The sequence below is a fragment of the Klebsiella quasipneumoniae subsp. quasipneumoniae genome (assembly GCF_020525925.1).
Classification (GTDB): Bacteria; Pseudomonadota; Gammaproteobacteria; order Enterobacterales; family Enterobacteriaceae; genus Klebsiella; species Klebsiella quasipneumoniae.
Genome location: NZ_CP084876.1, coordinates 4,164,373 through 4,189,034, shown reverse-complemented (window position 1 = coordinate 4,189,034; position 24,662 = coordinate 4,164,373). Strand labels below are relative to the sequence as shown.

25 protein-coding genes are annotated in these 24,662 nt (G+C 59.3%); 18 read left to right on the top strand and 7 right to left on the bottom strand.

All coding sequences use genetic code 11. From position 1 onward, the window contains the following. The first annotated feature begins 192 nt into the window (after positions 1–192). The 3 genes from LGM20_RS20215 to LGM20_RS20205 all read left to right on the top strand — a co-directional run bounded on the left by LGM20_RS20215 (position 193) and on the right by LGM20_RS20205 (position 3,168). Complete coding sequence (locus LGM20_RS20215) at positions 193–705, top strand: isochorismatase family protein (RefSeq protein WP_072096510.1); 513 nt, start codon at positions 193–195, stop codon at positions 703–705. 117 nt (positions 706–822) lie between these two features. After that, positions 823–2,043 carry a peptide antibiotic transporter SbmA gene (gene sbmA, locus LGM20_RS20210; RefSeq protein ID WP_032453450.1) on the top strand — a complete coding sequence of 407 codons (1,221 nt, stop codon included), beginning with the start codon at positions 823–825 and terminating at the stop codon, positions 2,041–2,043. Between the two features lie 18 nt (positions 2,044–2,061). Beyond that, positions 2,062–3,168 (top strand): DUF1615 domain-containing protein, encoded by a 1,107-nt coding sequence (locus tag LGM20_RS20205; RefSeq protein ID WP_017898945.1) that lies wholly within the window; start codon positions 2,062–2,064, stop codon positions 3,166–3,168. Here the strand turns inward: LGM20_RS20205 and LGM20_RS20200 are convergent. Continuing rightward, entirely contained in the window at positions 3,165–3,467 is a 303-nt protein-coding gene (locus tag LGM20_RS20200; protein ID WP_023288568.1) for a YaiY family protein, read from the bottom strand. The two genes, LGM20_RS20205 and LGM20_RS20200, sit on opposite strands and share 4 nt — an antisense overlap. Positions 3,468–3,719: 252 nt before the next feature. Here LGM20_RS20200 and LGM20_RS20195 point away from each other — a divergent pair, with 252 nt between their 5' ends. After that, entirely contained in the window at positions 3,720–3,923 is a 204-nt protein-coding gene (locus LGM20_RS20195; protein ID WP_004204881.1) for a DUF2754 family protein, read from the top strand. A gap of 31 nt (positions 3,924–3,954) precedes the next feature. On the opposite strand, the gene ddlA is transcribed toward LGM20_RS20195, so the two are convergent. Next, positions 3,955–5,052 (bottom strand): D-alanine--D-alanine ligase, encoded by a 1,098-nt coding sequence (ddlA, locus tag LGM20_RS20190; protein WP_023288569.1) that lies wholly within the window; start codon positions 5,050–5,052, stop codon positions 3,955–3,957. A gap of 99 nt (positions 5,053–5,151) precedes the next feature. Between ddlA and LGM20_RS20185 the strand changes: the two genes are divergently transcribed. The 5 genes from LGM20_RS20185 (at position 5,152) to LGM20_RS20165 (ending at position 9,695) form a co-directional block, all read left to right on the top strand. After that, complete coding sequence (locus LGM20_RS20185) at positions 5,152–5,835, top strand: extensin-like domain-containing protein (protein ID WP_023288570.1); 684 nt, start codon at positions 5,152–5,154, stop codon at positions 5,833–5,835. Between the two features lie 169 nt (positions 5,836–6,004). After that, complete coding sequence (locus tag LGM20_RS20180) at positions 6,005–7,204, top strand: multidrug efflux MFS transporter (RefSeq protein ID WP_023288571.1); 1,200 nt, start codon at positions 6,005–6,007, stop codon at positions 7,202–7,204. Between the two features lie 301 nt (positions 7,205–7,505). Then, complete coding sequence (iraP, locus tag LGM20_RS20175) at positions 7,506–7,766, top strand: anti-adapter protein IraP (protein ID WP_004204875.1); 261 nt, start codon at positions 7,506–7,508, stop codon at positions 7,764–7,766. Positions 7,767–7,855: 89 nt separating this feature from the next. After that, positions 7,856–9,286: an alkaline phosphatase gene (gene phoA, locus LGM20_RS20170; RefSeq protein ID WP_032428614.1), complete on the top strand. Its 1,431-nt coding sequence runs from the start codon at positions 7,856–7,858 to the stop codon at positions 9,284–9,286. 91 nt (positions 9,287–9,377) lie between these two features. After that, a complete protein-coding gene (locus LGM20_RS20165; protein WP_044521221.1) occupies positions 9,378–9,695 on the top strand; it encodes a PsiF family protein in 318 nt (105 codons plus the stop codon). 67 nt (positions 9,696–9,762) lie between these two features. Here LGM20_RS20165 and proC read toward each other — a convergent pair whose 3' ends face one another. After that, positions 9,763–10,572: a pyrroline-5-carboxylate reductase gene (gene proC / locus LGM20_RS20160; protein WP_044521403.1), complete on the bottom strand. Its 810-nt coding sequence runs from the start codon at positions 10,570–10,572 to the stop codon at positions 9,763–9,765. A gap of 116 nt (positions 10,573–10,688) precedes the next feature. Between proC and LGM20_RS20155 the strand changes: the two genes are divergently transcribed. Next, a complete protein-coding gene (locus LGM20_RS20155; protein WP_004204870.1) occupies positions 10,689–11,147 on the top strand; it encodes a YaiI/YqxD family protein in 459 nt (152 codons plus the stop codon). Here the strand turns inward: LGM20_RS20155 and LGM20_RS20150 are convergent. Then, a complete protein-coding gene (locus tag LGM20_RS20150) occupies positions 11,144–11,836 on the bottom strand; it encodes a DUF2076 domain-containing protein (protein WP_023288576.1) in 693 nt (230 codons plus the stop codon). The genes LGM20_RS20155 and LGM20_RS20150 overlap by 4 nt on opposite strands. Positions 11,837–12,163: 327 nt before the next feature. On the opposite strand from LGM20_RS20150, the gene aroL reads away from it, so the two are divergent. The 4 genes from aroL (at position 12,164) to ppnP (ending at position 14,252) form a co-directional block, all read left to right on the top strand. Continuing rightward, positions 12,164–12,697 (top strand): shikimate kinase AroL, encoded by a 534-nt coding sequence (gene aroL / locus LGM20_RS20145; protein ID WP_023288577.1) that lies wholly within the window; start codon positions 12,164–12,166, stop codon positions 12,695–12,697. 71 nt (positions 12,698–12,768) lie between these two features. Then, positions 12,769–12,960, top strand: coding sequence for a YaiA family protein (locus LGM20_RS20140; RefSeq protein WP_008805350.1), 192 nt, complete (start codon positions 12,769–12,771; stop codon positions 12,958–12,960). Positions 12,961–13,209: 249 nt separating this feature from the next. Next, positions 13,210–13,890 carry an AroM family protein gene (locus LGM20_RS20135; protein WP_072096489.1) on the top strand — a complete coding sequence of 227 codons (681 nt, stop codon included), beginning with the start codon at positions 13,210–13,212 and terminating at the stop codon, positions 13,888–13,890. A 77-nt stretch (positions 13,891–13,967) separates the two neighbouring features. After that, on the top strand, positions 13,968–14,252 hold the full coding sequence (gene ppnP / locus LGM20_RS20130; protein WP_002890284.1) for a pyrimidine/purine nucleoside phosphorylase: 285 nt from the start codon (positions 13,968–13,970) through the stop codon (positions 14,250–14,252). 72 nt (positions 14,253–14,324) lie between these two features. Here ppnP and rdgC read toward each other — a convergent pair whose 3' ends face one another. Further along, positions 14,325–15,236 (bottom strand): recombination-associated protein RdgC, encoded by a 912-nt coding sequence (rdgC, locus tag LGM20_RS20125; protein WP_002890285.1) that lies wholly within the window; start codon positions 15,234–15,236, stop codon positions 14,325–14,327. A 91-nt stretch (positions 15,237–15,327) separates the two neighbouring features. Here rdgC and mak point away from each other — a divergent pair, with 91 nt between their 5' ends. After that, positions 15,328–16,242, top strand: coding sequence for a fructokinase (gene mak / locus LGM20_RS20120; protein ID WP_044521222.1), 915 nt, complete (start codon positions 15,328–15,330; stop codon positions 16,240–16,242). A gap of 74 nt (positions 16,243–16,316) precedes the next feature. Here mak and sbcC read toward each other — a convergent pair whose 3' ends face one another. Both sbcC and sbcD read right to left on the bottom strand, forming a co-directional pair. After that, positions 16,317–19,454, bottom strand: coding sequence for an exonuclease subunit SbcC (gene sbcC, locus LGM20_RS20115; RefSeq protein WP_044521223.1), 3,138 nt, complete (start codon positions 19,452–19,454; stop codon positions 16,317–16,319). Next, complete coding sequence (gene sbcD, locus LGM20_RS20110) at positions 19,451–20,656, bottom strand: exonuclease subunit SbcD (RefSeq protein ID WP_044521224.1); 1,206 nt, start codon at positions 20,654–20,656, stop codon at positions 19,451–19,453. The genes sbcC and sbcD overlap by 4 nt, the downstream gene beginning before the upstream one ends. Positions 20,657–20,838: 182 nt before the next feature. On the opposite strand from sbcD, the gene phoB reads away from it, so the two are divergent. The 3 genes from phoB (at position 20,839) to brnQ (ending at position 24,579) form a co-directional block, all read left to right on the top strand. Then, entirely contained in the window at positions 20,839–21,528 is a 690-nt protein-coding gene (gene phoB, locus LGM20_RS20105) for a phosphate response regulator transcription factor PhoB (RefSeq protein ID WP_004204861.1), read from the top strand. A gap of 21 nt (positions 21,529–21,549) precedes the next feature. Then, positions 21,550–22,845: a phosphate regulon sensor histidine kinase PhoR gene (phoR, locus tag LGM20_RS20100; protein WP_023288581.1), complete on the top strand. Its 1,296-nt coding sequence runs from the start codon at positions 21,550–21,552 to the stop codon at positions 22,843–22,845. 414 nt (positions 22,846–23,259) lie between these two features. Beyond that, positions 23,260–24,579 carry a branched-chain amino acid transporter carrier protein BrnQ gene (brnQ, locus tag LGM20_RS20095; RefSeq protein ID WP_023288582.1) on the top strand — a complete coding sequence of 440 codons (1,320 nt, stop codon included), beginning with the start codon at positions 23,260–23,262 and terminating at the stop codon, positions 24,577–24,579. Positions 24,580–24,662 lie beyond the last annotated feature (83 nt).

Genomic DNA, 24,662 nt, shown 5'->3' with positions numbered 1-24,662 from the left:
GAGAAGAGGGTATTTATACTACGAAGTGGCGCAGAACAAAGCGGGATTCACGACATTCCTGCAGGAAAAAGGTAACGGTGCGTAAAAAAGACTTTTTTACGCTTTCGGATATCGGCTTTTTTCGCCGGCGCGTATGATGACCGTTTGGCTGAAGGTTCGCGGGAGAAAACAATGGCGGCTCAACGGGTAGTGATGGTCGTGGATATGCAAAACGGCGTGTTCGCCACGCCGCGTCTGGCGCGCGAGCGCTGCGTCGCGCAAATTAATCGTCTGGTGCGCGCGGCGGATAAGGTCATTTTTATTCAACATGATGAGGCCGGCGGCCTCGAAGCCGGCAGCGAAGGCTTCGCCCTGCTCCCTGAGCTGGAACAGCCGGCCGGCGCGCTCTATGTCACTAAAACCGCCTGCGACGCCTTCTACCACACCTCGCTGGAGCAGGTGCTGCGGGAACACGACATTCAGCAGTTTGTCATCTGCGGTTGCGCCACCGACTACTGCCTCGACACCACCATTAAAAACGGCGCGAGCCGCGGATACGGCATTGTTATCGCGGAGGATGCCCACACCACCGCCAACCGCCCCGCCGCGCAGGCCGCGACGCTCATCGCCCACTACAATGAGGTGTGGCGTACGCTGACCGTTCCTGGCAATCCTTTACAGGTGAAACCCACAGAAACAATTCTGCACGCCTGGCAGCAGAACTAAGCTGTTGATATCCGGTCTTATCATCCGTCTGCCCCGCGAGAACGCTTTCACGCGGCGGCCGACGTATGCGTCGTATACAGCAATAGCAGAACGATAAGAAGTTAGCAGGAGACAATGATGTTTAAATCTTTTTTCCCCAAACCGGGGCCGTTTTTTATTTCTGCCTTTATCTGGTCGCTGCTGGCGGTGATCTTTTGGCAGGCGGGCGGCGGCGACTGGCTGCTGCGGGTCACCGGGGCATCGCAGGATGTGGCGATCAGCGCGGCGCGCTTCTGGTCGCTCAACTATCTGGTGTTCTACGCTTACTATCTGTTTTGCGTCGGCGTGTTTGCGCTGTTCTGGTTTGTCTACTGCCCGCATCGCTGGCAGTACTGGTCGATTCTCGGCACGTCGCTCATCATCTTCGTCACCTGGTTTCTGGTGGAAGTGGGGGTGGCGATCAACGCCTGGTATGCGCCGTTCTATGACCTGATCCAGAGCGCGCTGGCCACCCCGCATAAGGTCAGCATCAACCAGTTTTATCATGAGATCGGCATCTTTCTCGGCATCGCGCTCATCGCGGTGATCATCGGCGTGATGAACAACTTTTTCGTCAGCCACTACGTCTTCCGCTGGCGCACGGCGATGAACGAACACTACATGGCCCACTGGCAGCATCTGCGCCATATCGAAGGCGCCGCGCAGCGTGTGCAGGAAGACACCATGCGCTTTGCCTCCACCCTGGAGGATATGGGCGTGAGCTTTATCAACGCGGTGATGACCCTGATCGCCTTCCTGCCGGTGCTGGTGACGCTCTCGCAACACGTTCCCGACCTGCCCATCGTCGGTCACTTGCCGTATGGCCTGGTGATTGCCGCGATCGTCTGGTCGCTGATGGGGACCGGCCTGCTGGCGGTGGTGGGGATTAAGCTGCCGGGTCTGGAGTTTAAAAACCAGCGCGTGGAAGCGGCCTATCGTAAAGAGCTGGTCTACGGCGAGGACGATGAAACCCGCGCCACGCCGCCGACGGTGCGCGAGCTGTTCAGCGCGGTGCGTCGCAACTATTTCCGTCTCTATTTCCACTATATGTATTTCAATATCGCCCGCATTCTCTATCTGCAGGTGGATAACGTTTTCGGCCTTTTCCTGCTGTTTCCGTCGATCGTTGCCGGTACGATTACCCTCGGGCTGATGACGCAAATTACCAACGTTTTCGGCCAGGTGCGCGGTTCGTTCCAGTACCTGATCAGCTCGTGGACGACGCTGGTGGAACTGATGTCCATCTACAAACGTCTGCGCAGCTTTGAGCGCGAACTGGACGGCAAGCCGCTGCAGGAAGCGATCCCGACATTACGTTAATCAAGACAAGGAAGCAGGATGGCCGCACGTTTATCGCGCATAATACCCGGTTCATTGACGCTGCTGGCGGCCGTGGTGCTAAGCGCCTGTACCAGCCAACAGGCGCCGGTGTTGAAAGAGGGCGAGAAGCCCGTTGACGTGGCGTCGGTGGTGCGGCAGAAAATGCCCGCCAGCGTCAAGGATCGGGAGGCCTGGGCGCAAGCCATCGCCACCGCCTTTGACAGCCAGAAGCTGGCGCCGACGGAAGAGAACGTCTGCTCGGTGCTGGCGGTCGCGCAGCAGGAGTCCAATTATCAGTCCGACCCGGTGGTGCCGGGGCTGAATAAAATCGCCTGGCAGGAGATCGACCGCCGGGCGGAAAAAATGCACATTCCGCTGTTTCTGGTCCATACCGCGCTGAAGATCACCTCGCCAAACGGCAAAAGCTACAGCGACCGTCTGGACAACGTGAAGACGGAAAAGCAGCTGAGCGCTATTTTTGATGACTTTATCGGGATGGTGCCGATGGGGCAGAAGCTGTTCGGCTCCCTGAACCCGGTGCACACCGGCGGCCCAATGCAGGTCAGCATCGCCTTTGCCGAGCAGCACACCTCCGGCTACCCGTGGAAAATGAACGGTACGGTGCGCCAGGAGGTCTTCAGCCTGCGCGGCGGCCTGTGGTTTGGCACCTATCATCTGCTGAACTACCCGGCCAGCTACAGCGTGCCGCTGTACCGTTTTGCCGACTTTAACGCCGGCTGGTATGCCAGCCGTAACGCCGCCTTCCAGAACGCGGTGGTGAAAGCCAGCGGGGTGAAACTGGCGCTCGATGGCGACCTTATCCGCTATGACAGCGATGAGCCGGGCAGCACCGAGCTGGCGGTGCGCCGACTGGCGGGCCAGCTGGGGATGAGCGACAGCGAGATCCATAGCCAGCTGAAAAAGGGCGACAGCCTGGCGTTTGAGAAGACCGACCTCTATCAACAGGTTTTCCGCCTCGCGGATAAAAAAGCGGGCAAAACCCTGCCGCGGGAGATGTTGCCGGGGATCCAGCTTGAGAGTCCGAAAATCACCCGTAATCTGACGACGGCGTGGTTTGCGAAACGGGTCGATGAGCGGCGGGCAAGCTGTATGGCGCGGCGTTAACGACGCCGACGCCAGCGCACAATGAGCGCCAGCAGCCCGATGAACGAGCAGCCGATCAGAAAAGGGATCAGGCCAAAGAGGGTGCCAACGGCGAGGCTGATGTCGACCTGTGGACGGCTGGCGTCCTGGGCCTGCATCAGGCGCTCAAAGACTCCCGGGGCGTGGATCAGCATGCTGAGCATCTGCGCGCCGGCCCAGCAGCAGATCAGGACGAACAGTCCGTAAGCGACATGGCTGCCGGTCAGCGCCCCTCTTTTTTTATTTCCCAAAAGCGATTTTGAAAAACTGAATTCAGCCATAGGCCCTCCCACCTCTGTACTGCTGGTTTTTTCTCCAGCTCTATGGCAGGTATTCTGGCAGTGCGACGCCGTCGCCAGTATCAGATTGCTGGTAATTGCCCTCCAGGAATAATCCTGTTTTCGCCGTTGTGTTAACCGCGCCACAGGAAGGGAAAAGGGAGACCGGCGTCGCAATCCAGCAACATTCTCCATATCGCTACAGACCGCCGCGGGCGGCTATGCGAAGATGCATTTTTTGCTGTTGGAGGCCGCATGAAGCTCACTGATAAAATTCGCCGCGACTGGCACTACTACGCGGTGGCGCTGGGGTTAATTTTTATTCTAAATGGCGTGGTGGGGCTGCTGGGGTTTGAGACGCAGGGCTGGCAATCTTACGCCGTCGGTCTGGTCACCTGGGTGATAAGCTTCTGGATCGCGGGCTTTGTGATCCGCCGCCGCCCGGCAGAAGAGGCCTGAGGCCGCCGCTGCCAGGCGGGGTAAACGCGTTTTAGTTCATGGAGGTTTTCAGCGCCCGGTCCGCGGCATGGCGCTCCAGCGCCAGCTCAATCAGGCGAGTGATCAGACTGGTGTAATCGAGTCCGCTGGCCTGCCACAGCTTCGGATACATGCTGATGTTGGTGAAGCCCGGCAGAGTGTTGATCTCGTTGATCACCACCTCGTTGTCGGCGGTGAGGAAGACGTCGACGCGGGCCATGCCGCTGCATCCCAGGGCCTGGTAAGCCTGCACGGCGATAGCGCGGATCTTGTCGTTGATCTCCGGGGCGATAGCGGCCGGGACCACCACCTGCGCGCCCTGGTCGTCGATATACTTGGTGTCGTAAGCGTAAAACTCGCTGTTGAGGACAATTTCGCCGCAGGTACTGGCCTGCGGGTGGTCGTTACCCAGCACCGCACACTCAATTTCCCGGCCTTGAATGCCTTGCTCTACCACCACTTTATGGTCAAATTCAAAGGCCAGGGCCACCGCCTGATGGTACTGCTCTTCGTTTTTAACTTTGCTGACGCCAACCGACGATCCCTGGTTGGCCGGCTTAACGAACAGCGGCAGGCCCAGCTTCGCTTCGACATCGGCAAAGCTGAACTGCGCGCGGTTGGCGCGGGTCAGGGTGATAAACGGCGCGACGGCGAGCCCGGCGTCGCGCAGCAGGCGTTTGGTCACATCTTTGTCCATACAGGCCGCAGAGCCCAGCACATCGGATCCGACGAAAGGCAGATTGGCCATGCGCAGCATCCCCTGCAGGGAGCCATCTTCGCCCAGCGTGCCGTGGACGATGGGGAAAATCACATCGATGGCCGCCAGCGGCTGGCCGCTTTCGGCGTTAATCAGCTGCTGCGCTTCACGGCCCGGGATCTGCGCCAGGGTCACCGTTGAAGGGCGCAGGGCGATGCGGGCAGGATCCTGAGCATTGAGCAGGTAGTTGCCGGCGTCGTTGATGTGCCATAGTCCCTGTTTATCAATCCCCAACAGAACCACATCGAAGCGTGATTTATCAATCGCTTCCACGATATTCTTCGCTGACTGCAGCGACACTTCATGCTCTGCCGACTTACCGCCAAAAACGATCCCAACCCTCATCTTTGCCATTTCAACTTCCATCCAGATTACATCAAAGGGCATAACATACCATGTGAAACCGCCGCCTGCCTGCCATAATATTTACCTGATCAATTGACGGGAGCGGGCGTGAGAGGAAAGACGCTGCTGGTGCTGGCCGGGCTGCTCGGCGCGGGCCTGGTGGGATATCGCTATCTGCCGCCACACCTGAATCCGCTGGCGCCGCTGGCCCTTGACGATCCCCCGGGCTGGCTGACGTCGTTCAAGTTGCGCAGCCTGACGGCCGACCAGTGCGCCTCTCTGCTGGCGGAGGCCAACCGCCGGCGGCTCATCGCCAGCCAGCCGGTGGCCGACAGCGAGGGCGCCTGCCCGCTGCGTAACGTGGTGCGGGTGGCTAATTTTGGCTCGGTGCAGCTGAGCAGCAGTTTCCTCGCCAGCTGCCCGCTGGCGCTCAGCAGCGCGCTGTACGTCGAACAACAGGCGAAGCCGCTGACCCGTCAGCTGATGGCCAGCGATCTGCGCCAGATCGATCATCTCGGCAGCTTCGCCTGCCGTAATATCTACCATCGGGAACAGGCGCGGCGCAGTGAACACGCGACGGCGGATGCCCTTGATGTTAGCGGCTTCCGCTTGACGGACGGCAGACGCATCAGCGTCCTGCAGGGCTGGCGCAGCGAGCGCTCTCACCCTTGGTTGGCGGCGCTGTTGAGCAACAGCTGCCCTTACTTCGGCAACGCGCTGGGTCCGGAGTACAACGCGGCGCACGCCAACCATTTTCACTTTGGCATGCGCGGGCAGGGCTTCTGCTTTTGAGCATAAAGCCCTGTGAGCAGCCTGAATAACCAGAAAATGCTTCGTCAGCCTCTCATGCGCATTCATAAAACACCAAACTCACCGCCAGCGCATCTATGGTAGTACACCAGTGGAATGAAATTGCTAAGCTAGGTAATAATTGGCAAATCATTAATGAATACGCGTAGTTATGGAATCCTGGAAGGTTAATCTCATCTCCGTCTGGTTTGGGTGCTTTTTTACCGGCCTGGCGATCAGTCAAATTCTCCCCTTTTTACCCCTCTACGTCTCCCAGCTGGGCGTCACCTCGCATGAAGCGCTGTCGATGTGGTCGGGGCTGACCTTCAGCGTCACCTTTCTGGTCTCGGCGATCGTCTCGCCGATGTGGGGGAGCCTCGCGGACCGCAAAGGCCGCAAGCTGATGCTGCTGCGCGCCTCGCTGGGAATGGCGATCGCCATTTTACTTCAGGCCTTCGCCACCAACGTCTGGCAGCTGTTTATCCTGCGGGCGATCATGGGCTTAACCTCCGGTTATATCCCCAACGCCATGGCGCTGGTGGCCTCCCAGGTGCCGCGCGAGCGTAGCGGCTGGGCGCTGAGCACCCTGTCGACGGCGCAAATCAGCGGGGTGATCGGCGGCCCGCTGCTGGGCGGTTTCCTGGCGGACCACGTCGGGCTGCGGATGGTCTTTTTTATTACGGCGATCCTGCTGACCATCAGTTTTCTGGTCACCCTGTTTCTGATCAAAGAGGGGGGCCGCCCGCCGGTCAGCAAAACCGATCGTCTCACCGGGAAACAGGTCTTTGCCTCCTTGCCCTATCCGGGGCTGGTGATCAGCCTCTTTTTCACCACCCTGGTGATCCAGTTGTGTAACGGCTCAATTGGCCCGATCCTGGCGCTGTTTATCAAGTCGATGGCGCCGGACAGCAACAATATCGCTTTTCTGGCCGGGATGATCGCCGCGGTGCCCGGGGTGTCGGCGCTGATCTCTGCCCCACGGCTGGGTAAGCTTGGCGACCGCATCGGCACTTCGCGGATCCTGCTGGCGACGCTCTGTTGCGCGGTGGTGATGTTCTTCGCCATGTCCTTTGTCACCACCCCGCTGCAGCTGGGGACGCTACGTTTTCTGCTCGGCTTTGCCGATGGCGCGATGCTTCCGGCGGTGCAGACCCTGCTGCTGAAATACAGTAGCGACAGCGTCACCGGGCGCATCTTTGGCTATAACCAGTCGTTTATGTATCTGGGCAACGTCGCCGGGCCGCTGATTGGCGCCTCCGTATCGGCGATGGCCGGCTTCCGCTGGGTATTTATTGCCACTGCCATTATCGTCTTCATCAACCTCTGGCAGCTGGCATGGATGCTGCGCCGCACCCGCCGGGCGAAGGCCTGAACCTCGGCTGACGGTATTTAACGCCATACCGTCAGCGTTTTTCACCGACAGTAGATTTATCATTACTTTTTGTTATCGCCATGGCGTGAGCGCTATTCCGTTTTATTATTTCCGACGCACTTTGGTTATAAACAGCGTCGCTCATGATTAAACAATACTATTTATAGTGGTATTTTGTTGTGGTAAAACGTTTCGCTGTATATTGGGTGTTGCGACGATTCTTATTTTAAGTAATTCTGAGGTCCGTCATCGGGTATGACATCTCAATCGAAAAACAGACCTCGCATAAGGAACTGGTGCTATGAAGAATCTCATTGCTGAGTTACTGGTTAAACTGGCGCAAAAGGAAGAAGAAGCAAAGGAACTGACGGTGCAGGTTGAAGCGCTGGAGATCGTGGTCACCGCATTATTGCGCCATATGGAGCATGATGCCCAGCAGGCATTGATTCAGGATATTGAGCAGGCGATAGACCAGGTGACGCCCTGTCCGCCGGTCAACGACCAGGATGCCATCCTGCTGCAGCAATATCTAAAGAAGCTGTTGCGGCATCCTCGTAGCTAATCTTTGCGACGCGACAAGGATGCCGTCATTTTTCTGTCATCTCCCTTTTATAAAGTCTCCCACGTTTTGTTTTTTTAAGTATTTTTTACATGGAGATGACAAAAGTGAAATTAAGCGCCCTGTTTATTGCCCTGCTGCCTCTGCTGGGCTCGCCGGTTATTCATGCGGAAACTACTGCCGCGCCGGTTCTGGAAAATCGCGCTGCCCAGGGAGATATCACCACTCCCGGCGGCGCGCGTCGTTTAACGGGCGATCAAACCGAAGCGCTGCGCGCCTCGATAATCAATAAGCCGGCCAAAAACGTTATTTTGCTGATTGGCGATGGCATGGGTGATTCTGAAATTACCGCTGCGCGAAATTATGCGGAAGGGGCGGGCGGTTTCTTTAAAGGCATTGACGCCCTGCCGTTAACCGGGCAGTACACGCACTATTCGCTGGATAAAAAAACCGGTAAACCGGACTACGTCACCGACTCGGCGGCCTCCGCCACCGCCTGGACCACCGGCGTGAAGACCTATAACGGCGCGCTGGGCGTCGATATTCATGAGAACGCGCATCAGACCATCCTCGAGCTGGCGAAAGCGGCGGGCCTGGCCACCGGCAACGTTTCTACCGCCGAGCTGCAGGACGCCACCCCCGCGGCGCTGGTGGCGCATGTGACATCGCGTAAATGCTACGGCCCCACGGTCACCAGCGAAAAATGCCCCAGCAATGCGCTGGAGAAAGGGGGCAAAGGCTCCATTACCGAACAGCTGCTGAACGCCCGGCCGGATGTCACCCTGGGCGGCGGCGCGAAGACCTTTGCCGAAACGGCGACGGCGGGCGAGTGGCAGGGCAAAACCCTGCGCGAGCAGGCGGAAGCGCGCGGCTACCAGATTGTGACCGACGCGGCCTCTCTTGCCGCCGCGACGGCAGCCAGCCAGGATAAACCGCTGCTGGGACTCTTCGCCGACGGCAATATGCCGGTACGCTGGGAAGGGCCGAAGGCGTCTTATCACGGTAATATCGATAAGCCGCCGGTGACCTGTACGCCAAATCCGAAGCGCGACGCCTCGGTGCCGACGCTGGCGCAGATGACGGAGAAAGCGATTGACCTGCTGAGCCGCAACGAGAAAGGCTTCTTCCTGCAGGTGGAAGGCGCCTCCATCGATAAGCAGGATCATGCGGCGAATCCGTGCGGCCAGATCGGCGAAACCGTGGACCTCGACGAGGCGGTGCAGAAGGCGCTGGAATTTGCCAAAAAAGACGGCAATACCCTGGTGATCGTCACCGCCGACCATGCGCACGCCAGCCAGATTATCCCGGCGGATAGCAAAGCCCCGGGGCTGACCCAGGCCCTGAATACGCACGATGGCGCGGTGATGGTGATGAGTTACGGTAACTCCGAGGAAGAGTCGATGGAGCACACCGGTACCCAGCTGCGCATTGCGGCCTACGGTCCGCATGCGGCTAACGTCGTCGGCCTGACCGACCAGACCGACCTCTTCTCGACCATGAAAGCGGCCCTGAGTCTCAAATAAGTCGCTGCCGGTGGCGAATTCGCGTCACCGGCTGGTTTTTTTTCTATCTGCGTCCAGACTTACAACGTTCCACTCACAGAAGGATGGTGCGATGAAAATAACCTTACTGATGACCCTACTGTTTGGCTTGATCTTTATCAGCGCGGTTGGCGCGGCAGAAAAAACGCCTACTCCCCAGCAGCAAAAGATGACGGACTGCAATCAGCAAGCGTCAGCCAAGGCGCTGAAGGGGGATGAGCGCAAAACCTTTATGAGCCAGTGCCTGAAAAAAGAGACCACCACGCCGCAAGGAAAGACCCTCACGCCTCAGCAGCAGAAGATGAGCGACTGCAGCAAAGCGGCTTCGGCAAAATCACTGAAGGGCGATGAACGCAACACCTTCATGAGTAGCTGCCTGAAGAAAGCCTGAAAAAAAGGGAGCGCTCGCGCTCCCTTGTTCTTTGACCTCTCAGGGCTTGCAGCCCGCCTGCTCAGCTTCAGGAGCGGCTCAGTTTCTCTGATTTTTCCATGCACTGGGTGATGGCTTCGATCACCGCGGAGCGGAAGCCTTTCTCTTCCAGCACGCGCACGGCTTCGATGGTGGTCCCGCCAGGAGAGCAGACCATATCTTTCAGCGCTCCCGGATGCTCACCGCTCTCCAGCACCATTTTGGCGGAGCCCATCACCGCCTGAGCGGCGAATTTGTAAGCCTGAGCGCGCGGCATTCCGCCGAGCACGGCGGCATCGGCCATCGCTTCGATAAACATAAAGACATAGGCCGGCGCCGAGCCGCTAACGCCGACCACCGGATGGATCATCGGTTCGGCAATTTCCTCCGCCTGGCCAAAGCAGCGGAAAATGGTCAGAACTTCGGCCACATCTTCGCTGCTCACCAGCGCATTTGGCGTAACGGAGGTCATGCCGGCGTTAACCAGCGACGGCGTATTGGGCATCGCGCGAATAATTTTGCGATCGTGGCCGAGCGCGCGCGCCAGCTGGTCAAGCGTGACGCCGGCGGCGATAGAGACCACCAGAGACTCTTTATTCAGGCTGGAGGCGATATCGCCCAGCACTTTGGTCATGATCCCCGGCTTCACCGCGCCGAAGACGATATCGGCAATCTGCGCCACTTCCTGGGCGCTATCGGCGGCGTTGATGCCGTACTGGTCGCGCAGAGCCGCAACCTTGTCCGGCGACGGGGTGTAGACCCAGATTTGTCCCGGCTGTACCTGGCCGCTGGCGATCAGTCCACCCAGAATGGCCTTACCCATATTGCCGCAGCCGATAAAGCCAATTTTCTTATCCATCACCATTCCCCTCTGCTTTTTTCGTTACGATCTGATTAGCTTATCATCCTGGCGCTTTCATGGGGGAGAAAAGCAGGTAACATTGGCGGCACTTATTGCAGGTAACAGGAGCTGGCATGGCCATTTGGGTGGATGCAGACGCGTGTCCGAACGTGATTAAAGAGATATTGTTCCGCGCGGCAGAGCGGACCCAGACGCCGCTGACGCTGGTGGCGAACCAGCCGCTGCGCGTACCGCCGTCGCGTTTCATCCGCACCCTGCGGGTTGAGCAGGGTTTTGACGTGGCGGATAACGAAATCGTCCGTCAGTGCGCGGCGGGGGATTTAGTGATCACCGCCGATATTCCGCTGGCGGCGGAGGTGCTGGCGAAGGGCGGGGCGGCGCTCAATCCGCGCGGAGAGCGCTACAGCGAGGCGACGATCCGCGAGCGGCTGACGATGCGGGATTTTATGGAGACATTACGGGCCAGCGGCGTTCAGACCGGCGGCCCGGATAGTTTATCGCAGCGCGATCGGCAACAGTTTGCCGCCGAGCTGGAGAAGTGGTTGCTGGCGGTTAAACGTCAGCAGGGTTAAACCCAGCTGTCGTCATCGCTGCCGATATCATCATCGCCAAAGCCGGCGTCGAAGTCGTCGTTCCAGGTGTTGTCGGCAAGGAACTGATCGTCTCCCTGACGGAACGGATCGTCACCTGCGGCGGCGTCCTGCGCGGCGGCATCAGGCTGCGGCTTCTCTTCGATGATATTAACAATCTCCTGCGGGTGCGAGCCGCTGAACATATTGGTCAGCATATTGCCCAGCACCACGCCGCCCGCTACGCCTGCGGCCGTTTGCAGCGCGCCCGCCATAAAGCCGCCGCCGCGTGCGGCAGCCTGCGGGGCATAGCTCTGCTGCTGCTGTGGGGCATACTGCGGCTGCGCGCTGGCCTGCGGGCGACCGTATTGCTCCGCGCCCGGGATCGGGTCAGAACCGCGTGACGAGCCGCCGCCGCCAAACAGGCCGGAGAGGAATCCGCCGCTGCTGGGCTTCGCCGCCTGCAGCTGGCTGACCTGGCTCTCCAGCGCCTGGATGCGATCGTTGAGCTGTTTAATCGCGGCTTCCTGGATAAGAATGGTTTGCGCCATATAGTAGGGGGCCGCCGGCTGCGCGCTCACGTGTTGGGCAATCCGCTCCTCGGCGCTGGCATCGCGCGATGCACTGTGCGCCTCAGCCTCTTTCAGCCGGGAAAACAGTCCATCAATAAGGCGTTGTTCTTCAGATTGCATGTTACATTCCTCTGTCACACTGTCGAATAGGCATCAGGGTGCGTCTGAAACACGATGTTGTAAATATGTTGCTTCGTAAAGCTATGCATAAATGTGTTACCGTTTACGCCAGCAGCGGATAAAAAATAACGCCCGGCGGAAAGTAAAGCTGGTTAAACAGTACATGCAATGATAAGTTTACATTAAGAACCCCTTGTCTCACTGTGGTGATGGGGTGTAAAGAAGTTGTGTAACGTTTTCTTTACGTATGCGTTGCGGAACAGACAGCATAATACGTTCTTTCGTTTTCCTTTTTTTGCGACAGACGGAACCAGGGGGTCTTCGGTTATGACACAGCCAATCTTTCTCATCGGGCCACGCGGCTGCGGTAAAACCACCGTCGGCCATGCGCTGGCGCGAGCGCGGCATTTTCAGTTCTCCGATACCGATCATCGGCTGCAGGCCCATGAGCAGCGGACGGTGGCGGAGATCGTGCAGGCGGAAGGATGGGCGCGCTTTCGCGAGCTGGAGACCCTGTCGCTGAAGGCCGTGACCCTGCCGAATACGGTGATCGCCACCGGCGGCGGCATCATCCTTGCGGAATGTAACCGCCAGTTTATGCGGGAGAACGGCGTGGTGATCTATCTGCAGGCGTCGGTATCGGCGCTGATTGACCGTCTGGAAGCCTACCCGAAAGCCGAACAGCGGCCGACGCTCACCGGGAAACCGGTGCGTGAGGAAGTGGGCGAGGTGCTGGCGCAGCGTGAAGCGTTATACCGTGACGCTGCCCATCATATTGTCGATGCTACGGCCGCCCCGGATCGGGTGGTGGAACAGATTATGACCATGCTGTGCGGCGCGGCGGCCACCCCGGTAAGTTAAGAATTTACTTACATTAAGGCGGCGAGGGGCGCCTATACTTGATAGTTCTGATACCAGAAGAAGGAAGAACTATGCCAAACAGGCCCCCATATCCGAGAGAAGCGCGCGTGGTTGCGGTAGAGAAAGGCCCGCAGGGTCAGACGGTCACCTGGTATCAACTTCGCGCGGACTATCCTGAACCCAATTCGCTGATCAGCGAACATCCTACCGAGCAGGAAGCCGTGGATGCCAAGCGGCGCTACGAAGATCCTGACAAGTCGTAACCCCTGAGCCCGGATTGCCTGCTCTGCGGGCAATATCGGGCATACCTCACACTTTTTATTTATCAGTCGTACTAATCAATATCTAACACACGGATTTTTCAGGCGCGCCGCCGCCGCCGGGCAATCTTTACATTCTACTGCGGCGTGGAGCTGCTACGCTTCTCGACGGTTGATTTTTACTCACCAGGGGGGCGAATACTGTGTGTGGTAAGCCTGTGTTGAAGCAGTGGTAGTGAAAAGGTACATGATATGAGTAGTGCAACGATGGCAATTTTGACCATCGGCGTTGTGCCGCTGGCGGGAGTATTACCGCTCCTGACCGAACATATCAGGGAAGAACAGATCGCTCACATCAGCCTGCTGGGCGAGATGACGCGTGACGACGTGATGGCAGAGTACGCCGTGGGTGACGGCGAACAGGGTCTCTTGACCCTGCTCAGCGATAACCAGCTGGTGATGGTGTCGCGACAAAAAATTGAACGTGATGTTCGCAGCGTGATCGCCATGCTGGATCGACAGCATTTTGATGTGATCCTGCTGCTCAGCTCCGAACAGCTGACCGGTTTTACCACCCACCACGCGATCCTCCTCGAGCCGCAGCGGATCATTCCGCCGCTGGTGGCGTCGATCGTCGATGGGCACCAGGTCGGGGTGATCGTGCCGGTGGAAGAGATCATGCCCATGCAGCGACAAAAGTGGCATTCACTGGAGAAGTCGCCGTACTACGCGCTGGCCAACCCGTTTACCGGTAGCGACAGCGAGCTGTTAACCGCCGGTAAAGCGCTGCTGGAGCAGGGCGCCGACGTGCTGGTCCTCGACTGTCTTGGTTACTATCAGCATCATCGCGATGTGTTACAAAAAGCCCTTGATGTCCCGGTTTTGCTGTCGAATGTGCTGGTTTCCCGACTGGCGGCAGAACTATTAGTCTAATGTGTTAATTTCACGTGACAGGGGCAAGGAGCGCCCCCTATATTGAGCCTTTCAACGACGATCAGAAGGGCTTGTTTATGCTTCAAAGCAATGAATACTTTGACGGAAAAGTGAAATCCATTGGCTTCACCAGCAGCAGTACCGGTCGCGCCAGCGTTGGCGTGATGGCGGAAGGGGAATACACCTTTGGTACGGCGCAGCCGGAAGAGATGACGGTGGTCAGCGGAGCGCTGAATGTCCTGCTGCCGGGTGAGACTGAGTGGAAAGTTTACGCCGCCGGCGAAGTCTTCAATGTGCCAGGCAACAGCGAATTCCATCTGCAGGTGGCTGAGCCAACCTCTTATCTGTGCCGCTATCTGTAAGCCAGCGTATCGCCCGGCGCTTGCCGCCGGGTTGTATTTTTCCTTCCTGCCAGGCAGGAAGGAAAGCGGCGCTTAGCGCTGCGCTTCGCCGCCGAGCCCTTCCACCAGGCTTTGGATCAGGGCAGCCAGTTCGCCGGTCATTAAGATAAAGTCGGCGTCAAAGCGCTGGGCGAAATCTTCCCGATCGATATCTTCGTTTTGGTCGCGTAATTCATCGCAGAACTTGAGGCGCTTAATTGACGCGTCGTCGCAGATCACAAACTGAATACGCTGCTGCCAGTCCAGCGCCAGCTTGGTGACGACCTTCCCGGCCTCAATATGCACAGCGATTTCGTCGCTCACCAGATCCTGCTTCTTGGCGCGGATCACGCCGCCATCTTCCAGCATCGCTTTCAGCTCGGCTTCGTCCAGCAGCTGGAAGCCCTGCGCCACGGTGCCGGAGCGGACCCACTCGGTCAGCGTCAGCTCAATCGGATTCTCCAGGGTCAGCGGCACCACCGGCAGCGAGCCGAGGGTTTTACGCAGCAGGGCCAGGGTATCTTCCGCTTTCTTCGCGCTGGCGCAGTCCACCATGATCAGGCCGTTGACGGTGTCGATCCACATCATCGTCTGGCTGAAGCGGCTGAAGGCGCGCGGGAGCAGCGAGTGCAGCACTTCATCTTTCAGGGAATCTTTCTCAGTTTTCTTCAGCTTGCGCCCCTGATCGGCTTCCAGCTTCTGGATCTTCGCCTCCAGCGCCTGCTTGATCACCGGCGACGGCAGGATCTTTTCTTCTTTACGCGCGCAGATAATGATCTGGCCGTTCGCCGTATGCGTCAGCGCGTCGCTGTGCGATCCCATCGGCGATACCCAACCGGTTTTCGCCATATCCTGGCTGCCACAAGGGGTAAATGTCAGCTCGGCCAGCTGTTTTTCCATCTCCTCGGCGCGCAATTCGATATCGCGGCTGAGACGGTAAACCATTAAATTTTTGAACCACAGCATGATAATTTCCACGGCTTTGTCGTTAAATCAGGCGGGCATGATAGCGAATTGTCGCTATGCTTGCATTGTTAATCGGGGTGAGGAGCTGAGCGTGCGTATTGGTATTGATTTAGGTGGCACAAAAACCGAAGTGATAGCCCTGAGCGACCAGGGAGAGCAGCTGTTTCGCCATCGGTTACCCACGCCGCGGGAGGATTACCGGCAAACCATCGAGACTATCGCCACCCTGGTGGCGATGGCCGAGCAGGCGACCGGACAGCGTGGCACCGTGGGGATGGGGATCCCGGGCGCGATTTCGCCCTATACCGGGGTGGTGAAAAACGCCAACTCGACCTGGCTCAACGGCCAGCCCTTTGATAAGGACCTCAGCCTGCGCCTCGACCGTGAAGTGCGGCTGGCTAACGACGCCAACTGTCTGGCGGTGTCGGAAGCGGTGGACGGCGCGGCGGCGGGGGCGCACACGGTGTTCGCGGTGATTATCGGCACCGGCTGCGGCGCGGGCGTGGCGCTCAACGGGCGGGCGCATATCGGCGGCAATGGTAACGCCGGCGAGTGGGGACATAACCCATTGCCGTGGATGAACGACGATGAGTTGCGCTACCGTGCGGAAGTGCCTTGCTACTGCGGTAAACAGGGATGTATCGAAACCTTTATCTCCGGCACCGGCTTTGCCACTGACTACCAGCGGCTGAGCGGCAAGGGGTTAACCGGCAGCGAGATTATGCGCCTGGTGGGGGAAGGTGACGAAAAAGCCGAACTGGCGCTGAGCCGCTACGAGCAGCGGCTGGCGAAATCGCTGGCCCACGTGGTGAATATCCTCGACCCGGACGTTATCGTGCTGGGCGGCGGGATGAGCAACGTCGAGCGGCTGTATCAGACGGTGCCGGACCTGGTGAAACAGTGGGTCTTCGGCGGCGAGTGTGCAACGCCGATCTGCAAAGCGATGCACGGCGACTCCAGCGGAGTACGCGGCGCGGCATGGCTGTGGCCGCTCCAGGGGACCTGAACCGCTCCCCCTCACCCCGACTCTCTCGCTCCGGAAGAGGGTTAGGGTGAGGGGACATCGCAATGATTCAAACCTCACTCCACCGCAAACGCTCTGTCCAGCCGACTGTAGCCCAGACCATTGATCTTCTTCACTTTGATCTGCACCGGAATGCGATCTTTCATCGCCTCCACGTGGCTGATCACCCCGATAATCTTGCCGCTGGCGTTCAGCGCGTCCAGCGCGTCCAGCGCCGTGTCCAGCGTTTCGCTGTCGAGGGTGCCGAAGCCTTCATCAAGAAACAGGGAATCAATCCGCGTCTTATGGCTCACCAGATCTGACAGCGCCAGGGCCAGCGCCAGGCTGACGAGGAAACTTTCGCCACCGGAGAGGGTGCGGGTGTCGCGCACGGCGTCGGCCTGCCAGGTATCGACAACCTCCAGCTCCAGCGCTTCGCTGGCTTTGCGCTGCAGCAGATAGCGCCCGTGCAGGCGGTTAAGCTGCTGGTTTGCCAGCCAGACCAGATTATCCAGCGTCAGCCCCTGGGCGAATTTGCGGAACCGGTCGCCGGTGCTGGAGCCGATCAGCGAATTGAGATAGCCCCAGTCATCCGCCCGCTGCGCCGCCTCTGCAATCTGTCGCCCCAGCGCCTGCTGATGTTGACGGCTCTCTGTGTCCTGCCTGAGCTGCTGGCGGATCTCGCCCTGGCGGGTGGTGTTGTCCCGCAGCCGCTGCGCCAGGGCCTGCAGCTGGGTTTGCAGGGCGGGGATGTCCGCGTCCGTCCCTTGCGGACGCAGCGCCAGGTGCGCCTGCTGCTGACGGGTCGCCTGCTCGCAGAGCGCCGTCGCCTGCTGGAGCTGCTGCTCCAGCGTCTGTTTTAACTGCGTCAGCCGCTGGACGGTTTCGTCATCCAGCAGCGCGGCGAGAAACGCCTGCCGATCGCTAAAGCGGCTGGCGGCCAGGGCGGCGGTAAATTGCGCCTGCGACTGGTCCAGGCGCGCCTTCTCTTCGGTCTCCAGCTGCTGCTGGGCGACAAGCTGGCTGTGCAACGCCAGGCACTCCTCATGGATAGCGCGCCAGTTGTCGGGAACCACCGGCTCAGCTTCAGCCTTTGCCTCGTCGCTGGCTGGCAGCGTCTCCAGCAGCGGCTGCAGGGCGGCAATCTGCTCCTGAATGGCGCCATGCCGGGTCTGTTGCGCCTGCCACTGGGCAAATTCGCTTTCGCGAGCGTTCAGCCAGGCGGCTTCTGTCCCTTCTTCCGGCAGGTTGAGCGTCAGGGCCTGCAGGGCGCTTTCCAGTCCCTGGCGCGTGGCCGTCAGCTGCTGCTGAGCCTGGCGCGCCAGCGCCTCCTGATCGTTAAGCTGGCCTTGCAGCATCAGGCGCTGGCTGAGCTGGTAGAGCTGTTGCTCGTAGCGCTCCTGCTCCTGTATCCAGTCGTTTATCTCTTGCGCAATATCCCGCGTGACCTGAAGAGAGGCGCAGGTTTCCTGCCACGCTTTAGTGAGCGCTTGCTCTTCCTCAGCGAGCCGCCCGGCCGCTTCGGTTTCACGCTGGAGCTGCTGCGTCAGGGCGTTGACCTGCCCGAGGATCAGCAGACCTTCTTCTTTCAGCGCGGCGACCTCTTTTTCCAGCGCATCGCGGCGGCGCTGGTTATCCGTGACCGTCAGCGAGGCGTATTGTTCAATCGCCGGGTGTTCACAGGAGCCGCACAGCGGGCAGGGCTTACCGGCCTCAAGCCGGGCGCGGTAACCTTCCAGATCTTTAATCGTTTCTTCCCGCTGGCAGAGCGCCTTCAGGTCGAGATAGTGCTGGTTTTTGTCTTTGTACTGCTCCCGGCGCTGCGCCAGGGTGACGTTGAGTTTTGCCTGCTCCGCCTGCGCCTGCTGTACGCTTTCGGCGTTCTGGCGCAGACGCTTGCGCAGCAGCTGATGCTGTTCATGAAGGGAGAGCAGCCGCTGGCGCAGCGGTCGCGACTGGGTTTGCTGCGCCATCGCCGCCGCAACGTCATCGGCGGTCAGCGACAGAGGGCTGGCCGGCAGATCGGCCAGCTTCTGGCGCAGCGCGGCCAGGCGGGTGGTCTGGGCCGTCAGCTGCTGTTTATCCCGAGTCAGCTGCGAAAATTGCGCCCGCCAGCCGGCGATCTCCTGGCCCCATAAGCGAAATCGCTCATGGGCCGCCAGCCACTGCGCCAGGTCGGCCAGTTCAGCCTGACGCTGCCGCTGGGCATGCAGGGCGCTACGGCGAATGCGCGCGCGCAGCGCCGTGCTGGTAAGTAAGCGAGCATTCACTTCATTGATTCGCTGGCGGGTTTGCGCCAGGCCTGCCGCGTGCTCCTGTTGCCGCTCCCATAAGGGGCGCAACTGGGCGGCGGGCTGGGCCAGCTCAAGCCTGGCCAGCGCCGGCGCGGCGTCGGCCAGCGCCTGACGGGCCTGCTGCTGGCCGCTGACCGCCTGCTGCTGCTGCTGCGCCAGCTCATCGCGACGCGTTAGCCACTGAAGCTGCTGCTGCTGGTTTTGCTGCTGCGCCAGCAGGGCTTTCTCTTCGTCAGTAAGTACCTGCAAACTTTCCTGCAGCGCCTGCTGCTGGGCCTCCGTCAGCAGGACGATGCCCGCCGCCTGGGCTTCGAACTTCTCCAGCGTATGGCGAGCGGCTTTGTGCTGCTCATAGACCATCGCCGAAATCTGACCGTAGATTTCCGTGCCGGTCAGCTCCTCCAGCAGCTCCGCGCGATCGCTCGGCTTCGCGTTCAGAAAGGCGGCAAATTGCCCCTGGGAGAGCAGCATCGAGCGGGTGAAGCGGCCATAGTCGAGGCCGGTGAGCATCGCGGTTTGCTCCAGCTTATCCGAGACCTTATCGGCGAGGATTTTGCCGTCGGCGCAGCGCGCCAGCTCGACGCGGGGCGCCTGCAGGTTGCCATCTGGCTGGTTACGCGCCCGGTTCTGGCTCCAGAAGGCGCGGTAGGCGATGCCTTTCACTTCAAACTCCACCTCCGCCAGACACTCGGCGGTATCGCGGGTCATCAGGTCATTTTGCGACTGGGAGACTTTATTCAGGCGCGGCGTCTCGTGATAGAGCGCGAGGCAAATGGCGTCGAGCAGAGTGGTTTTCCCGGCGCCGGTGGCGCCGGTAATGGCGAACAGGCCGTTGCTGGCGAACGGCTCGGCGGTAAAGTCTATCTTCCATTCCCCTTTCAGGGAGTTGAGGTTTTTCAGACGCAGACTGAGGATTTTCATGCGTTTTCGTCCTCCGCGGTGAGCGTATGCAGCGTATGGGCGAACAGCTCGTGCAGCCGGGCGCGCTTCTCATCATCAATCTCGGTCAGCGCCAGCCGGCGCTCGAACACCTCTTCCACCTTCAGTTCGCTGAGGGTCTCCCGCTGGGCGTTGAGCAGTATTTTCTCGCGCTGCTCGCGGCTGCGGCGCACCAGCAATACTTCCACCGGCAGATCCTCCGTCAGCGCCTGAATATGACGCTGAATATCGTGCAGGTACTCCTCGGTGGTGATTTCGATATCCAGCCACACCGGCGGGTCCTGTTCAACGCCGCGCCACTGCGCCAGCTGGGCGGTGATGGCGGCCAGATCGCCTTTGATGACCGCCAGCGGCTGGGTGACGGGCACCTCAAGGGTCTCCACGGCGCTGAGTCGCCCATCGCTAAAGCTCACCAGATGCACCGATTTCGCTTTACCGGTTTCATCAAAGCTCAGCGGCAGCGGCGAGCCGCTGTAGCGGATGTGCTCGCAGCCGCCAACCACCTGCGCCCGGTGAATATGGCCCAGCGCAATGTAGTCGGCAGGGGGGAAGTGCTGCGCCGGGAAGGCATCCAGCGTGCCGATATAAATGTCGCGAACGGCATCGCTTTTGCTGGCGCCGACGGTAGTCAGATGGCCGCTGGCAATCACGGGTAGCGGCCGATCGCCGCGCAGGGCGCAGGCATGCTGATACTGCTCCTGATAATAGTCGCTGATGGCGTGCAGCAGCTGCTGCTGTTTTTCCCGACCGGAGTGGCCGGCCTGGCTGGTGACCAGCTCGCGCGGGCGTAAAAACGGCACCGGGCAGAAGATAGCGCCTGGGGTGCCGTCGCGCCGCGGCAGCTCAATGGGCGGGCAGCCGGCGTTCGCCACGACGGTGGTGTGTAAAAAGGCGAGGATATCGCGGGATTCATTGAGCATCGCCACCGAATCATGGTTGCCCGCCAGCACCACCAGGCGACAGCCGGTCTGCTGCAGCTGGACGACAAAGCGGTTATACAGTTCGCGAGCGTAGCTCGGCGGCGATCCGGTATCAAAAATATCGCCGGCCACGATGATGGCGTCGACTTCATGCTCCTGCGCGCGGGCCAGCAGCCAGGTCAGGAAGGCGTCATGTTCGGCCGCACGGCTTTTGCTGTAAAAATTCTGGCCCAGGTGCCAGTCGGAGGTGTGAAGGATGCGCATAAATCTTCCCTAGCGAAAAAAGCATGAGCGGCAGTATACCATTTGTCGGAGAGGGGTAAGTCCGCGTCATGCTTCAAAATACCCGATCGTCAGACGGTCATTTTTTTCATAAATCTGTCACAAAAGTGACGCATAATGACGCCGCACTTCTATACTGATGGCTAAAAAACACAGGGTAAATAATGGCGAGAAGAATTCTGGTCGTTGAAGATGAAGCTCCAATCCGCGAAATGGTCTGCTTTGTTCTGGAGCAAAATGGCTTTCAGCCTGTCGAAGCGGAAGATTATGACAGCGCGGTGAATCAACTCAATGAACCCTGGCCTGATTTGATTCTCCTTGACTGGATGCTGCCGGGCGGTTCGGGGCTGCAGTTCATTAAGCTGCTCAAGCGCGAGGCGATGACCCGGGATATTCCGGTGGTGATGCTGACCGCGCGCGGAGAAGAAGAGGATCGCGTTCGCGGCCTGGAGACCGGGGCGGACGACTACATTACCAAGCCTTTCTCACCGAAGGAGCTGGTGGCGCGAATCAAAGCGGTGATGCGCCGTATTTCGCCGATGGCGGTGGAAGAGGTGATTGAAATGCAGGGGCTGAGCCTCGATCCCTCATCGCACCGGGTGATGACCGGCGAAAGTCCGCTGGACATGGGGCCAACGGAATTTAAATTATTGCACTTCTTTATGACCCATCCGGAGCGGGTGTACAGCCGCGAGCAGCTGCTGAACCACGTTTGGGGAACCAACGTCTATGTGGAAGACCGCACGGTAGACGTCCATATTCGCCGCCTGCGTAAAGCGCTGGAACACAGTGGCCATGATCGCATGGTGCAAACGGTTCGCGGCACGGGGTATCGTTTCTCCGCCCGTTTCTGAATTTTGACAGGAGTGTGACCCGTGCTGGAACGGCTGTCATGGAAAAGGCTGGCGCTGGAGCTCTTTTTAGCGTGTATTCCGGCCCTGATTCTGGGGGCGTTTGTGGGTCATTTGCCGTGGTTTTTACTGGCGGCAGTGACCGGTTTGTTGATTTGGCATTTCTGGAATTTGATGCGCCTGTCGTGGTGGCTGTGGGTGGACCGGAGCATGACCCCTCCGCCCGGCCGCGGCAGCTGGGAGCCGCTGCTGTATGGTCTGCACCAGATGCAGATGCGTAATAAAAAGCGTCGACGTGAGCTGGGAAGCCTGATCAAACGCTTTCGTAGCGGGGCGGAATCCCTGCCGGACGCGGTGGTCCTGACCACGGAAGAGGGGGCCATTTTCTGGTGTAACGGCCTGGCGCAGCAGATTTTAAACCTGCGCTGGCCGGACGACAGTGGGCAAAACATTCTTAACCTTCTGCGCTATCCTGAATTCGCCAACTACCTGAAACAGCGTGATTTTTCAAAGCCGCTCAATCTGGTGCTGAATAATGCCCGTCATCTGGAAATTCGCGTGATGCCCTACAGCGACAAACAGTGGCTGATGGTGGCGCGCGACGTGACGCAGATGCATCAGCTGGAAGGGGCGCGGCGTAACTTTTTCGCCAACGTCAGCCATGAGCTGCGCACCCCGCTGACGGTGCTGCAGGGCTATCTGGAGATGATGCAGGAGCAGGTGCTGGAAGGGGCGACCCGTGAAAAGGCCCTGCACACCATGCGTGAGCAAACCCAGCGTATGGAGGGGCTGGTGAAGCAGTTGCTCACGCTGTCGCGTATTGAAGCCGCGCCGGCGCTGGCGATGAATGACCGCATCGACGTGCCGATGATGCTGCGGGTCGTGGAGCGCGAGGCGCAGACCCTCAGCCAGGATAAGCAGACGCTGATTTTTACCGTCGATGAGCAGCTCAAGGTGCTGGGCAACGAGGAACAACTGCGCAGCGCCATTTCTAACCTGGTCTATAACGCGGTGAACCACACCCCGCCGGGCACCGAAATTCGCGTCAGCTGGCAGCGAACGCCCCAGGGGGCGCTGTTCAGCGTCGAGGATAATGGGCCGGGCATTGCGCCGGAGCATATTCCCCGTCTGACCGAGCGCTTCTATCGGGTGGATAAGGCTCGCTCCCGGCAAACCGGGGGCAGCGGCCTGGGGCTGGCGATCGTCAAACACGCGGTCAACCATCATGACAGCCGGCTGGAGATCGACAGCACGGTGGGCAAGGGAACCCGTTTTAGCTTCCTGCTCCCGGAACGATTAATTGCCAGAAACGACGCCTGAGCGGCGCGCTGTCAGCTTATCTTGCCAATGACCAGCTTCGGCTGGTCATTTTCCCTGGCAGTCGTTTTTCTCTTGCCTATTTAATGAACGTGCGCTGCTTTTTTGTTCGCATGATAAGCCACGGGTTTTCCATCAATATGGTAAATGATTCTGGTGTGAAACTGATAACCAGCATAATCATCTGCTTTTGCGATCGTGCCTTGCTTTAAAACGTTATAAGCGTTTAAATTGCGCCTGCGCAGTCGATGACAGACTGCTTTTGCGTGGTAATACCAAAAACAATTCTTTCCCACGCCGCTTCGGGAGCATATCTCGCTGAGTTTACCGGCAATCGCCGCTGTATCGTCCCTGAGAGGGTAGCGCGGTATTTTTCCATTTTTTTACAACACCACATCCACAGGCAGTAATGAATTTATGACCCATCAGTTAAAATCTCGCGACATCATAGCGTTGGGCTTTATGACCTTCGCGTTGTTCGTTGGCGCAGGCAACATTATTTTCCCGCCGATGGTTGGCTTACAGGCGGGCGAGCACGTCTGGACGGCGGCGATCGGCTTCCTGATCACCGCGGTGGGTCTGCCGGTGCTGACGGTGGTGGCGCTGGCGAAAGTCGGCGGCGGCGTTGAAAGCCTGAGCACCCCGATTGGTAAAGTGGCTGGTATCCTGCTGGCGGTGGTGTGTTATCTCGCGGTGGGACCGCTGTTCGCGACCCCGCGCACCGCGACCGTCTCTTTTGAAGTCGGGATTGCGCCGCTGACCGGCGATGGCCCGCTGCCGCTGCTGATCTACAGCGTTATCTACTTCGCGCTGGTGATCCTGGTCTCGCTCTATCCGGGCAAACTGCTGGATACGGTGGGCAACTTCCTGGCGCCGCTGAAAATTATCGCCCTGATTGTGCTGGCGGTCGCCGCTATTGTCTGGCCGGCAGGCCCGATCAGCGACGCGCTGGAAGCGTATCGTACCGCGCCATTCTCCAATGGCTTCGTCAACGGCTACCTGACCATGGACACCCTCGGCGCGATGGTGTTCGGGATCGTGATTGTTAATGCCGCACGCTCCCGCGGCGTCAGCGAAGCGCGTCTGTTGACCCGCTACACCGTCTGGGCGGGCCTGATGGCAGGCGTCGGTCTGACCCTGCTGTATCTGGCGCTGTTCCGTCTGGGCTCGGATAGCGCCACCCTCGTGGACCAGTCCGCTAACGGCGCGGCGATCCTCCACGCCTACGTGCAGCATACCTTCGGCGGGGCGGGCAGCTTCCTGCTGGCGGCGCTGATCTTCATCGCCTGCCTGGTGACGGCGGTGGGCCTGACCTGCGCCTGCGCCGAATTCTTTGCCCAGTATCTGCCGTTCTCCTATCGCACGCTGGTCTTTATCCTCGGCCTGTTCTCGATGGCGGTCTCCAACCTCGGTCTGAGCCACCTGATTCAGGTGTCGATTCCGGTGCTGACCGCTATCTACCCGCCGTGTATCGCACTGGTTGTATTAAGCTTTACCCGCAGTTGGTGGCATAATTCGTCCCGTGTTATCGCGCCGGCCATGTTTATCAGTCTGATGTTTGGTATCATTGACGGGATTAAGTCATCGGCGTTTGCCGCTATCCTGCCGGCCTGGACCGCGCGTCTGCCGCTGGCGGAGCAGGGCCTGGCCTGGCTGATGCCGACCGCCGTGATGGCAATTCTCGCGGTGATCTGGGACCGTGCCGCCGGACGTCAGGTGACCTCCAGCGCGCACTAACCGGCGTTGAGGACAAGCGTTTAACCACGGGACTTCGGGTTCCGTGGTTTTTTATTTTTTGTGTTAAACGGCATTGAAAAACC